The organism is Mesorhizobium sp. WSM4906 (assembly GCF_029674625.1).
Lineage (GTDB): Bacteria > Pseudomonadota > Alphaproteobacteria > Rhizobiales > Rhizobiaceae > Mesorhizobium.
Genome location: NZ_CP121355.1, coordinates 4773400 through 4785718, shown reverse-complemented (window position 1 = coordinate 4785718; position 12319 = coordinate 4773400). Strand labels below are relative to the sequence as shown.

At 62.9% G+C, this 12319-nt stretch carries 14 protein-coding genes; 8 read left to right on the top strand and 6 right to left on the bottom strand.

From position 1 onward, the window contains the following. Window positions 1-53: 53 nt before the first annotated feature. Window positions 54-2123, bottom strand: a complete 2070-nt coding sequence (locus QAZ22_RS23040) for an EAL domain-containing protein (RefSeq protein WP_278203000.1) — start codon at window positions 2121-2123, stop codon at window positions 54-56. Window positions 2124-2422: 299 nt separating this feature from the next. Here QAZ22_RS23040 and QAZ22_RS23035 point away from each other — a divergent pair, with 299 nt between their 5' ends. After that, window positions 2423-3610 (top strand): glycine C-acetyltransferase, encoded by a 1188-nt coding sequence (locus tag QAZ22_RS23035; RefSeq protein ID WP_278202999.1) that lies wholly within the window; start codon window positions 2423-2425, stop codon window positions 3608-3610. Between the two features lie 218 nt (window positions 3611-3828). Further along, complete coding sequence (tdh, locus tag QAZ22_RS23030; RefSeq protein WP_278202998.1) at window positions 3829-4863, top strand: L-threonine 3-dehydrogenase; 1035 nt, start codon at window positions 3829-3831, stop codon at window positions 4861-4863. Between the two features lie 6 nt (window positions 4864-4869). On the opposite strand, the gene QAZ22_RS23025 is transcribed toward tdh, so the two are convergent. Continuing rightward, window positions 4870-5370: a DUF3280 domain-containing protein gene (locus tag QAZ22_RS23025; RefSeq protein ID WP_278202997.1), complete on the bottom strand. Its 501-nt coding sequence runs from the start codon at window positions 5368-5370 to the stop codon at window positions 4870-4872. 130 nt (window positions 5371-5500) lie between these two features. Further along, complete coding sequence (locus QAZ22_RS23020; RefSeq protein ID WP_278202996.1) at window positions 5501-5971, bottom strand: MarR family transcriptional regulator; 471 nt, start codon at window positions 5969-5971, stop codon at window positions 5501-5503. 132 nt (window positions 5972-6103) lie between these two features. Between QAZ22_RS23020 and hmgA the strand changes: the two genes are divergently transcribed. From hmgA to QAZ22_RS22990, 6 genes are all read left to right on the top strand, one after another. Beyond that, window positions 6104-7417, top strand: a complete 1314-nt coding sequence (gene hmgA / locus QAZ22_RS23015; protein ID WP_278202995.1) for a homogentisate 1,2-dioxygenase — start codon at window positions 6104-6106, stop codon at window positions 7415-7417. Further along, window positions 7414-8316 carry an MBL fold metallo-hydrolase gene (locus QAZ22_RS23010; RefSeq protein ID WP_278202994.1) on the top strand — a complete coding sequence of 301 codons (903 nt, stop codon included), beginning with the start codon at window positions 7414-7416 and terminating at the stop codon, window positions 8314-8316. The genes hmgA and QAZ22_RS23010 overlap by 4 nt, the downstream gene beginning before the upstream one ends. Beyond that, entirely contained in the window at window positions 8313-9338 is a 1026-nt protein-coding gene (locus tag QAZ22_RS23005) for a fumarylacetoacetate hydrolase family protein (protein ID WP_278202993.1), read from the top strand. The genes QAZ22_RS23010 and QAZ22_RS23005 overlap by 4 nt, the downstream gene beginning before the upstream one ends. A gap of 4 nt (window positions 9339-9342) precedes the next feature. Beyond that, window positions 9343-9879 (top strand): DinB family protein, encoded by a 537-nt coding sequence (locus tag QAZ22_RS23000; protein WP_278202992.1) that lies wholly within the window; start codon window positions 9343-9345, stop codon window positions 9877-9879. Between the two features lie 76 nt (window positions 9880-9955). Further along, window positions 9956-10213 carry a BrnT family toxin gene (locus QAZ22_RS22995; protein ID WP_278202991.1) on the top strand — a complete coding sequence of 86 codons (258 nt, stop codon included), beginning with the start codon at window positions 9956-9958 and terminating at the stop codon, window positions 10211-10213. Further along, window positions 10200-10520 carry a BrnA antitoxin family protein gene (locus QAZ22_RS22990; RefSeq protein WP_278202990.1) on the top strand — a complete coding sequence of 107 codons (321 nt, stop codon included), beginning with the start codon at window positions 10200-10202 and terminating at the stop codon, window positions 10518-10520. The genes QAZ22_RS22995 and QAZ22_RS22990 overlap by 14 nt, the downstream gene beginning before the upstream one ends. Before the next feature lie 11 nt (window positions 10521-10531). Here the strand turns inward: QAZ22_RS22990 and QAZ22_RS22985 are convergent, their stop codons facing one another. From QAZ22_RS22985 to hppD, 3 genes are all read right to left on the bottom strand, one after another. After that, window positions 10532-10909 carry a type II toxin-antitoxin system VapC family toxin gene (locus QAZ22_RS22985; protein ID WP_278202989.1) on the bottom strand — a complete coding sequence of 126 codons (378 nt, stop codon included), beginning with the start codon at window positions 10907-10909 and terminating at the stop codon, window positions 10532-10534. Further along, window positions 10906-11130 (bottom strand): type II toxin-antitoxin system prevent-host-death family antitoxin, encoded by a 225-nt coding sequence (locus QAZ22_RS22980; RefSeq protein ID WP_278202988.1) that lies wholly within the window; start codon window positions 11128-11130, stop codon window positions 10906-10908. The genes QAZ22_RS22985 and QAZ22_RS22980 overlap by 4 nt, the downstream gene beginning before the upstream one ends. A 69-nt stretch (window positions 11131-11199) precedes the next feature. After that, window positions 11200-12315: a 4-hydroxyphenylpyruvate dioxygenase gene (hppD, locus tag QAZ22_RS22975; RefSeq protein WP_278202987.1), complete on the bottom strand. Its 1116-nt coding sequence runs from the start codon at window positions 12313-12315 to the stop codon at window positions 11200-11202. Window positions 12316-12319: the final 4 nt, after the last annotated feature.

The window sequence follows — 12319 nt, the reverse complement described above, 5'->3', positions numbered from 1 at the left end:
CGCGACAGGCCGCCATGCCTGTCCGCGCTTGTCAAGCTTGCCGGCCGATCGCGCTATGCGAGGCTGCCCCGCAGCACCTTCAGCCTCGCCTTCTTGGGGCTGCGCGCCGTCAGCCATTCGCGCGCCTTGTCCTGCGGCATCGGGAAGGCGATCGAATAGCCCTGCACCTGGTCGCAGCCGATCGCCATCAGCGAGTCGAGCTCGGCCTCGGTTTCCGCGCCCTCGGCAACGATCGAGATGCCGAGCCCGCGGGCAAGCTCGGTGATGGCGCGTACGATCTTGGTGTTGTCGCCGTTCTCGTTGATGTTCTGGACGAAGCGGCGGTCGATCTTCAGCCGGTCGATCTCGTTCGGATTGACGTGGCTGAGCGATGCGTAGCCGGTGCCGAAATCGTCGAGCTCGAGGTGGACGCCGGCGGCGCGGATGTGCCTGAGCTTGGCGGCGATGCCGGTCTTCTCGTCGTCGAGGATGACGGATTCGACGATTTCCAGCGACAGCTTCTGCGGCGCGAGCCCGGCCCGCTCAAGCGTCGAGAACAGGAACGTGTCGAAATCCGTCTCGCGCAGCTCGGTGCCCGAGACATTGACGGCGATGCGCCCGAAATCGATGCCGGCGCGGTCCCATTCGGCCGCCTCGTTGATCGCCTTGGTGATGACGATGCGGCCGATGTCCGGCATGAAGCCGCATTTCTCCGCCACGGGAATGAATTCGCCGGGCGAAATCATGCCGCGCGTGGCGTGCTTCCAGCGCACCAGCGCCTCGATGCCGCTGATCTTGCCGCTGGTGAGCGACACCTGCGGCTGGAAATAGACCTCGAAGGTCTTTTCCGCGATCGCGATGCGGATGTCCTGTTCGAGCTGCTTGCGGTAGTCGAGTTCGCGCCGAAGCTCCTCGGAGAAGAAGGAGAAGCTTCCGCCGCCGAGCTTCTTGGCCGAATAGAGCGCGAGATCGGCATGGACGAGCAGATCCTGCGCGCTGTCGGCGTCGACCGGATAGACGGCGATGCCGGCACTGGCGCCGGGCATGATGGTCGTGCCCTGGAAGGTGATCGGCTCGTTGATTTCGCCGAGGATGCGCTTGGCCAGCGCGTGGATGTCCTCTGTGGAGCCGGCGCCGTTGAGGATCATCACGAACTCGTCGCCGCCAAGGCGGGCGCAAAGATCCGACGCGCGGCAGGAATCGCGCATGCGCTGGGCGGTGACGACAAGCACATAGTCGCCGGCTGCGTGCCCCAGCGTGTCGTTGATCTGCTTGAAGCGGTCGAGGTCGAACTGGATCACCGCCAGCCGCTCGCGGCGCCGGTGCGCTCCCTTGATCAGCGTGTCGAAATGATCGGTGAGAAAGGTGCGGTTGTGCAGGCCGGTCAAGCCGTCATGCACGGCGATGAAGGCCATGGAATTGCGGGCATCGACCAGCTCATGCGTCTTGCGCAGGATGGCCTTCGACATCGGCCGGAAGATGAACAGCGCCACCAGCACGATGACGCCGATGGTGGCGAAGAACAGCGTGCGGTGCAGGTCGAGCATGTTGCCCGACCGCTCGTCGGCAAAGGCGCTGATACGCTGGCCGAGCGCAGCATAGCCGGACAGTGTCGCATTGGCGACCGAGGCATCGAGGCCGGCGCGTTCGCCGCCGGCCTTGTAGCCGTCGCTTTTCATGCCGAGCTGGGATTCGAAGGACGATACCAGCCTGTCGCCGTTGGCGACGAGGCCGACCGAGAAATAATCGAGGTGGAACGGCTTGCTGAACAGCACGTATTCGATCGATTTCGGATCGTTGCGGGCCGGCGACAGCGGATCGGCGCCGGTCTCCTTGAGCAGCCGGTCGTAGTTGGTCTCGAACTCGCCCGTTGCCTGCTTGAGCGCCGTGACCAGCGCCGGCTGCTTGTCGCGCGAGGCGGCGCCGGTGGCGCTGGCCAGGAAGACGATGCGCTGCGACAGCGCCTTCTGCGTGGAAACGATATCGAGCAGCGCATCATTGTGCCGCTGCTGTGCCATCAGCTGCTGCAGGAGAATGAAGGAGGCCATCACCATGGCGGCAATGATGGTGAGCGCCAGCCAGTAACCGGTCTTGATGAGCAGAATCAGCTTGCGCGAAACGCTCTGCACTGGCTGCTGCGACATAACTCGGTGACCCCTCCGGTCGACGGATTCCTGCCATGGATTCGTGGCGGGAAGACCCTTGACCTGAAAGGGTTAACAGCTTGGCAAGCGGGCGCGGCGCCGGGCCCGGCCGCGCGACAAAGCTCGCAAAATGGTTATCACGTCCTTTCGGGCATCGCCGACATTTGAATGCATCCTCGTTCCGATGCGGTGAGGGGATTGCGGCGCGTCTTTCGCAGCGCCACCGAAGCGGTCGTTTTTGCGATGGATTTTTCTTGCCCGCGGCGCGACAGTCCGCGTCAAACGAACAGGGCCAGACAATGAGCGCAGCGTTCCTCTCCCACATCGACAACGAGCTTCAGGGCCTGAAATCGGCCGGACTCTACAAGTCCGAGCGGGTCATCTCCTCGATGCAGTCGGCCGAGATCGAGGTAGCCGGCCAGAAGGTGCTGAATTTCTGCGCCAACAATTATCTGGGCCTCGCCGACAGCCCCGAATTGCGCGAGGCCGCGAAACAGGCGCTCGACCGCTACGGCTACGGCATGGCCTCGGTGCGCTTCATCTGCGGCACGCAGGAAGAGCACAAGCAGCTCGAAGCAACGATCTCGTCCTTCCTCGGCATGGAGGACACCATCCTCTACGGCTCCTGCTTCGACGCCAATGGCGGCCTGTTCGAGACGCTGCTCGGCGAGGAGGACGCCGTCATCTCGGACGCGCTGAACCACGCCTCCATTATCGATGGCGTCCGGCTCTCCAAGGCAAAGCGCTTCCGCTACGCCAACAACGACATGGCCGATCTCGAGGCGCGGCTGAAGGAGGCGAAGGACTGCCGGTTCCGCCTGATCGCCACCGACGGCGTCTTCTCGATGGACGGCATTATCGCCAACCTCCAGGGGGTGTGCGATCTCGCCGAGAAATACGATGCCATGGTCATGGTCGACGACAGCCATGCGGTCGGCTTCGTCGGCAAGAACGGCCGCGGCTCGGCCGAGCATTGCGGTGTCGAGGGCAGGGTGGACATCATCACCGGCACGCTCGGCAAGGCGCTCGGCGGCGCGTCGGGTGGCTACACGTCGGGAAAAAGCCAAGTGGTCGACTGGCTGCGCCAGCGCTCGCGGCCCTACCTCTTCTCCAACACGCTGATGCCGGCAATCGCCGGCGCCTCGCTGAAAGTCTTCGAGCTGATCCGCAATGGCGGTGCGCTGCGCGAGCGCCTATATGCCAATGCGCAACGCTTCCGCTCTCAAATGGGTAAGCACGGCTTTACACTTGCCGGGGCGGATCACCCGATCATCCCGGTGATGCTGGGCGACGCCGCACTTGCGCAGGAGATGGCGCAGCGCATGCTGAAGCGCGGCATCTATGTCATCGGCTTCTCCTTCCCGGTGGTGCCCAAGGGCCAGGCGCGTATCCGCACGCAGATGTCGGCAGCCCACTCCAGCGCCGATATCGATCGGGCGGTCGAGGCGTTCGGCGAGGTCGGGCGCGAGCTCGGCATAGTTAAATAATCGCGAATGTTCATGCTCTACGGCGCCCCCCTCTGTCCTGCCGGACATCTCCCCCACTTGGGGGGAGATTGGCAGTTTCGGCGCGGCGTCTATCTTGCGACGTTAGCGATTGGCGAAGGCAAACGCGATGATCGATCTCCGCCCTTGTGGGGGAGATGTCCGGCAGGACAGAGGGGGGCGCGACAGAACGCAAGCCTCCGAAACACTGGGAGAACCTGATGTCCAACATGATGAAGGCGCTGGTGAAGGCCAAGGCCGAGCCGGGCATCTGGATGGAACAGGTGCCGGTGCCGGAGGTCGGCCCGAACGACGTGCTGATCAAGGTGAAAAAGACCGCGATCTGCGGCACCGACGTCCACATCTACAATTGGGACCAGTGGGCGCAGAAAACCGTGCCGGTGCCGATGGTTACCGGCCACGAATTCGTCGGCACGGTCGCCGATTACGGCGCGGCGGTCACCGAGTACAAGGTCGGCCAGCGCGTCTCCGGCGAGGGCCACATCGTCTGCGGCCACTGCCGCAACTGCCGCGCCGGGCGAGGGCATCTCTGCCGCAACACGCTTGGCGTCGGCGTCAACCGGCCCGGCGCCTTCGGCGAGTACATGGTGATCCCGCAGCACAATGTCGTGCCGATCCCCGACGACGTGCCCGACGAGATCGCCGCCATCTTCGATCCGTTGGGCAATGCGGTCCACACCGCCTTGTCCTTCGATCTGGTGGGAGAGGACGTGCTGGTCACCGGCGCCGGCCCGATCGGCATCATGGGCGCGCTGGTGGCTCAGTGCGTCGGCGCCAGAAAGGTCGTCATCACCGACATCAATCCGGTCCGGCTGGATCTGGCGCGCAAGCTCGGCGTCCAGCATGTCGTCGACGCCTCGAAGGAGAAGCTGCGCGACGTCATGCCATCGATCGGCATGACCGAGGGTTTCGACGTCGGGCTGGAGATGTCGGGCGCGGCGCCGGCCTTCCGCGACATGATCGACACCATGAACAACGGCGGCAAGATCGCGATCCTCGGGATAGCGCCCACCGGCTTCGAGATCGACTGGAACAAGGTCATTTTCAAAATGCTGCATTTGAAGGGCATCTACGGGCGCGAGATGTTCGAGACCTGGTACAAGATGATCGCTCTGGTGCAGGGGCCGCTGGATGTTTCGGGGCTCATTACGCACCGGATAGGCATCGATGATTTCCAGGTCGGGTTCGATGCGATGCGGAGCGGGAGTTCGGGCAAGGTGGTGATGGATTGGTAGGCCGCCTTACCGCAGAATTCTGTTTGTCATCAGCCATTTCACGGAGCGGGGCCACGCGTAGTTCGCACCCATGCGAAGATCGGTGAAGCCCTGTGAGACAGGTTTCCCGGTCTCGGCGTCGAGGATGCGGATGAACATGGTATGTTCTGTTCGGTTGACGCGTGTCACGACACCAAGCAACGCCAGAGATGCGCCGTGTTCTCTCGCGATTTTGCCTTCGCAGCCGCCGCAATTGCGCAGTCCGTGCGGCGCAGCTGGCTGTTCATTCCGGGCTGGTTGGTCGATTACCGCAAAACGCCCGGATTTAGAGAGCATGTCCTTCGCGACTTGTGCCGACTCGGACAGATAGCGCCTGTCGTGTTCATCCGGAGGAATTATCCCCGCCCCGGCGCTCTTGTCTTCCAGTTCAAAAGGAAACACCTCGATTGACGGCTGCTTTGCCTGCTGGGCATGTGCGGATACGCCAGCAAGCAACGTCGTCAGGAGAGTCAATGTGCGAATGCGCATGATAAGTCCTCCCTTCGATGCAGTCCTCCCGCCGATGCTGCGGCAACTATAGTCGGCTTGACCGCCAAAATCACGCTCAGCAGGAAATCCCGAGCTGGGACCGAGGCTTGTTTCACACGGCCTTGGTCGTTCAGGATGAGCGAGCCTTAACTCGGCTGTTGCCCGGGGTCAGACTGGCTTCGAGCGCGGCCAGCCCGTCTGCGATCGCCGCCCGCTCTTCCACACCAAGTCTCGCCAGCAACTCTCTTTCAAACGCCTTCGCCAGTGGCACCATCTCGCGATAGGCGGCGAGCCCCGCCTTGGTCAGCGTCAGGTGCTCGAGGCGGCGGTCGTTCTCGTCGGGCGCGCGCGTCAACCATCGCCGCCGTTCGAGCTCGGCCACTGCCCTCGACACCTTGGTTTTGTGCATCGCCGACTGTTCGCCGAGCTCCGTCGCCGTCATCGTCCCGCGCTGGCCGAGGCCCGACAGCGTGCGCCATTCCGGCCGCGTCAAGCCGTGGCGTTCCTTGTAGACGCGCGAGAACTCGCGGCTGACGGTGTCGGCCAGCCGGTAGAGCCGGTACGGCAGGAAGCTTTCGAGCTCGAGGACTTCCGGTTCCATCAAAACCACCATCGATGCGGCCTTCGGCGTTGATAGTTACATTTTCAATGGTTACAAATGAAACCAGTTTGGTCAACATCCGCGAAGCCGCATGGATGATGCGGCTGGCGGACAATCCGCGAGGAGGAAGCGATGGCCTTTTCCTACATGCCGGGTTTTGGCAACGATTTCGAGACCGAGACGCTGCCAGGCTCGCTGCCGCAGGGTCGCAACTCGCCGCAGCGGCCGGCCTACGGCCTCTACGCCGAGCAGCTTTCGGGCTCGCCCTTCACCGCGCCGCGCGGCACCAATGAGCGCTCCTGGCTCTATCGCATCCGCCCGAGCGTCCGGCACACCGGCCGCTTCAAGGGCATGAGCTTCCCTCTATGGAAGACCGCGCCCAACATCGGCGACCATGAGCTGGCGCTCGGCCAGTATCGCTGGAACCCGGTGCCGATGCCCGCCGAGCCGACCGATTTCATCTCAGGCATGCGCACCATGACCACGGCCGGCGACGCGGTCGGCCAGTCCGGTATGGCGGCGCATGTCTATGTCGCCAACCGCTCGATGGTCGACGACCATTTCTTCAACGCCGACGGCGAGCTCATGATCGTGCCGCAGGTCGGCGCGCTGCGCCTCGTCACCGAGATGGGCGTCATCGAGCTTCGCCCCGGCGAGATCGCCGTGCTGCCGCGCGGCCTCGTCTTCAAGGTCGAGCTCGCCGACAAGGAGGCGCGCGGCTATGTCTGCGAGAACTACGGCGCGAAGTTCACCATGCCCGATCGTGGCCCGATCGGCGCCAATTGCCTCGCCAACCCGCGCGACTTCAAGACGCCCTGCGCCTGGTTCGAAGAGAAGGAGACGCCCTGCCGGCTGATCGTCAAATGGTGCGGCTCCTTCCATGTCACAGAACTCGGCCACTCGCCGCTCGACGTGGTCGCCTGGCATGGCAACTACGCGCCCTACAAATATGATCTCGCAACCTTTTCGCCGGTCGGCGCCATCCTGTTCGACCATCCCGATCCGTCGATCTTCACCGTGCTGACCGCGCCGAGCGGCGAGGAGGGCACGGCCAATGTCGACTTCGTCATCTTCCCGCCGCGCTGGCTGGTGGCGGAAAACACTTTCCGCCCGCCCTGGTACCACCGCAACATCATGAGCGAGTTCATGGGCCTGATCCACGGCCAGTACGACGCCAAGGAAGAGGGTTTTGTCCCCGGCGGCATCAGCCTGCACAACCAGATGCTGGCGCATGGGCCGGACGCGTCAGGTTTTGAGAAAGCCACCCGCGCCGACTTGAAACCGGTCAAGCTCGACAACACCATGGCCTTCATGTTCGAGACGCGTTTTCCCCAGATGCTGACCCGCTATGCCGCCGAGCTCGACACCTTGCAGGAGAACTACATCGACTGCTGGGCCGAGCTGAAGAAGCGTTTCAACGGCACGCCCGAGGGCGACTGGTCTTGAGCGCCGGGGAGACGTCGGAGCGCCTCGTCCTTCTCGGCTCCAAGGGCGGCCCGGCCTTGCGGCCGGGCGGTCCCTGGCCGAGCTCGTCATTGATCGAGATCGGCGGGCGAGTAATCGTCGTCGACTGCGGGCTGGGCGTCACGCGCGCCTTGACCGATGCAGGCGTCAGCCTGAAGACACTCGACCTGGTCTTCATCACGCATCTCCATTCCGATCACGTGCTGGAACTCGGGCCGTTGATCCACACCGCCTGGACGGCTGGGCTGGCAACGCCGGTGATTGTCTACGGGCCGCCGGGCACCGCCAATTGCTGGCGGCATTTCTGCCAGGCGATGGAGTTCGACATCGAAATCCGCATCGTCGACGAAGGCCGGCCGGACATCCGCGAACTGGTCTCGGTCGAGGAGTTCGGCGAAGGGCTGGTGCTGGAGGAGCGTGGTCTGATGGTGGCGGCGCTCCGCGTAGACCATCCGCCGGTGACCGACTGCTTTGCGCTGCGCTTTGAGCATGGCGGCAGAAGCGTCGTGTTCTCGGCCGACACGGCGTTCTTCCCACCGCTGGCCGAGTTTGCGCGCGACGCCGACATTCTCGTCCATGAAGCCATGCTGGAAGCGGGCGTCGAGAGGCTGGTCGCCAGGACCAGCAACGGCGCGCGGCTGCGCGAGCATCTGTTCGCCAGCCACAGCTTAGCCGAAGAGGCAGGAAGCATCGCCACTGATGCCGGCGTGAAGCAGCTGGTACTCAACCATCTCATTCCAGCCGACGATCCTTTGATCGGCGAAGCCGACTGGACCGCTGCTGTCAGGAAAACATGGGCCGGTGACTTGACGATCGCCCGCGACGGCCTTGTTGTACGGCTAAGCGGCGACCAGGCCGCGCCAAGAGAGGAAACCGCATGAAGCTTGCTACATTGAAGAACGGGACGCGCGACGGAAAGCTGGTCGTGGTCTCGCGCGACCTGACGCGGTTCACCGATGCTTCCTTCCTGGTGCCGACCCTGCAGGCGGCGCTCGACGACTGGCGGCGGATTGCGCCGCATCTGGCGGCCATGGCGGAATCGCTGGAGAGCAACGCGGTGCCCTCGGCGCGCTTCCATGAGCATGACGCGCATTCGCCGCTGCCGCGCGCCTATCAGTGGGCGGACGGCTCGGCCTATGTGAACCATGTCGAGCTGGTGCGGAAGGCGCGCGGCGCCGAGATGCCGGCGAGCTTCTGGACCGATCCGCTGATCTACCAGGGCGGTTCCGATTCCTTCATTGCGCCGCGCGATCCGATCCGCATGGCGGACGAGGCCTTCGGCATCGACATGGAGGCGGAGGTCGCCGTCGTCGTCGACGACGTGCCGATGGGCGCCGGGCTGGCCGAGGCGAGGGACGCGATCCGCCTCGTCATGCTGGTCAACGACGTGACGCTGCGCGCCATCACCGGGCCGGAGCTCGCAAAAGGGTTCGGCTTCTTCCAGTCGAAACCGTCGTCGGCTTTCTCGCCGGTCGCGGTCACGCCGGATGAACTGGGCGAGGCCTGGGACGGCGGCAAGGTCAACCTTGCGTTGCTGGTCGACCTCAACGGCAAGCCGTTCGGCCGCGCCAATGCCGGCATCGACATGACCTTCGACTTCCCGGCGCTGATCGTGCATGCGGCAAAAACGCGGCCGCTTGCCGCCGGCACCATCATCGGTTCGGGCACCGTTTCCAACAAACTGGATGGCGGGCCGGGCAAGCCGATTTCGGCCGGCGGCGCCGGCTATTCCTGCATTGCCGAGCTGCGCATGATCGAGACCATCGAGACCGGCGAACCGAAGACGCCTTTCCTGCGTTTCGGCGACACGGTGCGCATCGAGATGAAGGACAGGGCCGGCCATTCGATCTTCGGCGCGATCGAACAGAAGGTCGAGAAATACGAGGGGGAGAAAGGAACCTGAAAAGGTGACCCTGATCGAGCACCTGCGCCGCATGGCGGGCAACAATCTGTGGTCGAACGACCGGCTCTACCGCGCCGTGCTGGCGCTCCAGCCCGGCGAGTTCGAGGCCAGGCGCACCAGCTTCTTCCCCTCGATCAAGGAGACGCTCAACCACGTCATCGCGGTCGATCGTCTCTATCTCGATTTCCTGACCGATGGCGGCCTCGGCGCCGCGGCCTACGACACCTTCGTCCCGTTCGACGATGTGGCGAGCCTCGCGGCGGCACAGGCTGATTTCGATCGCAAGCTGATTGCCTTCTGCGATCGTCTGTCCGAAGCCGATCTCGACCGCCGTGTCATCACCGACAGGCGTGAGGACGGCATGATCCCCGAACGCATCGGCGACATCCTCGCCCATGTCTTCCTGCACGACATCCATCATCGCGGCCAGGTGCATGCCATGCTTTCGGGCACCTCGGTGGCGCCGCCACAATTGGATGAATTCCTGCTCGATTACGACATCAAGCTGAGGAAGGACGAGGTCGAACGGCTGGGGTTGTGAACGAGCGAGTATGCCCTCGAGAATTATCGTAGTTACGAAAATTGTTGACTTAATTATTGTAGGTACATAAATTCCGATGAAGATCGTTTGGGATGAACCGAAACGGTTGGCTAACATCGACAAACACGGCTTGGATTTCGCGGCGTTGGACGAGGAGTTTTTCCTTGCGTCGACGATCCGGGCGGCCAAGGCCGGTCGGTTCATGGCGATTGGTTGGATAGTCGGCGGCGTTGTTGCAGTGGTCTTTGCCCGACTTGGCTCCGAGGGCATTTCGATCATTTCGATGCGGCCGGCCAACCAGGCGGAAAGGAGATTGTTCGATGGCAAAGTCTAAGCTACGCATCAAGAAGCCCGACAAGGAATTCGAGTCAGGCAAGGGCTTCACCAGGGAAGACTGGGATGCGGTTTCAGACAATCCCGAATGGACCGAGGAGGACTTTCGGAATGCTCGTCCCTTCGCCGAGGTGTTTCCGGATCTTGCCGACAGCATTCGCCGTTCGCGCGGCCGGCCGGCGCTCGACAATCCGAAGAAACAAGTGACGCTGCGTCTCGATAGCGACGTCATCGCCCGCTTCCGCGCCGGCGGACCCGGCTGGCAGAGCCGCATCAACGACATTTTGCGGAAAGCCGCCGGCCTTTGATCGCATGGCGGTCAGGCCAGCGCGACCTCATATCGGGCAAAATGCGGGTCTGATGTCAGGATAGTCAGGTTTTCTATTTGCGCCTGCGCGATCAGCAACCGGTCGAACGGATCGCCATGGTGAGGAGGCAGATCGCCGACCGCGTGGGCGTGCTGAAGAGTCACGGTGAGCGGCTGAAATCGCATTCTTGGAAGCAATGCTGGCAGATCGTCTGGCGCATGAAGCTTTCGGATTGATCGTTTGATCGAAATTTCCCAAACACTTGCCGCGCTCGCGAAAACCACCGCGTCCGATTCCAAGATTGCGCGGTGGTGATCGCTGAGACGTCGATCATCCGAAATCGACCAGAGAATAATGTGGGTGTCGGCGAGAAACGGGCCGGTCGTCATTTCACGTACTGGTCCCATCCAGGACCGAGTTCGTCAAAATCGTCCGCGATCCAGATCTTGCCCTTTAAGGCTCCGATACGTGGCAGTGGTTCCACCACTGCCGGAGGTACGATACGCGCGGCAACCTTCCCATGGCGCGTAAGCACGATCTCTTCACCGGCTTCCGCGCGGCTTACAAGTTCCGACAATTTGGCCTTGGCCTCGGCAATGGAAACATTCATGGGCTCGATCCTTTATGACCATAATTTAGGTCATAATTGATCGAGCCGCAAGATATCCAGATCGGCTGGCTACGCCGCCTTGCCGTCCAGCTTGATCACACCGCGCTTGATCTGGTCCTGCTCGATCGACTCGAACAGCGCCCGGAAATTGCCTTCGCCAAAGCCTTCGTCGCCCTTCCTCTGGATGAACTCGAAGAAGATCGGGCCGATCACGGTTTTGGAGAAGATCTGCAGCAGGATCTTGGTCATGCCGCCGTCGACGACGCCTTCGCCGTCGATCAGGATGCCGTGCTTCTTCATCCGTTCGATCGGCTCGTCATGGCCGTGCACGCGCTCGTGCGACATCTCGTAATAGGTGTCGGGCGGGCCGGGCATGAATTTCAGCCCATTGGCGGCGAGCTTGTCGGTGGCATTGTAGATCGCATCGGTGCCGACGGCGATATGCTGAATACCTTCGCCATTGTACTTCTTCAGGTATTCGGCGATCTGGCTGGTCTCGTCCTTGGATTCGTTGAGCGGAATGCGGATCTTGCCGCAGGGCGAGGTGATGGCGCGGCTGACCAGCCCGGTGATCCGGCCGTCGATGTCGAAGAAGTGGATCTGCTTGAAGCCGAACAGGTCGCGGTAGAAGTCCCACCACTTGTCCATGTTGCCGCGATAGACATTGTGGGTGAGGTGGTCGAGATAATAGAAGCCGACGCCTTCGGGCTTCGGGTCGCGCTCGCCAAGCCACTCGAACTCGGCGTCATAGGCCGAGCCCTTCTCGCCATAAGCCTCGATGAAATAGAGCAGCGAACCGCCGATGCCGACGATGGCCGGCACGTCGAGCGCCTTGTCGGTGCCCTCGTAAGGTGTCGCGCCTTTCGACACGGCATGGTCGAAGGCGTGCTTGGCATCGACCACGCGCCAGGCCATCGAGGCGGCGCAGGGGCCGTGCTTATCGACGAACTTCATCGCATGCGAGCCGGGCTCGGCATTGACGACATAATTGATGTCGCCCTGGCGCCAGACGGTGATGTCCTTGGTGCGGTGCTTGGCCACCGCGACATAGCCCATGCGGGTGAAGAGCTCGGCGAGTTTTGCCGGCTCCGGATGCGCGAACTCGACGAACTCGAAGCCGTCGGTGCCGGCGGGATTTTGCTTGCTGATCTTGGCGGGCGGTGCGTCATGCGGGAAGGGACCCATGGCA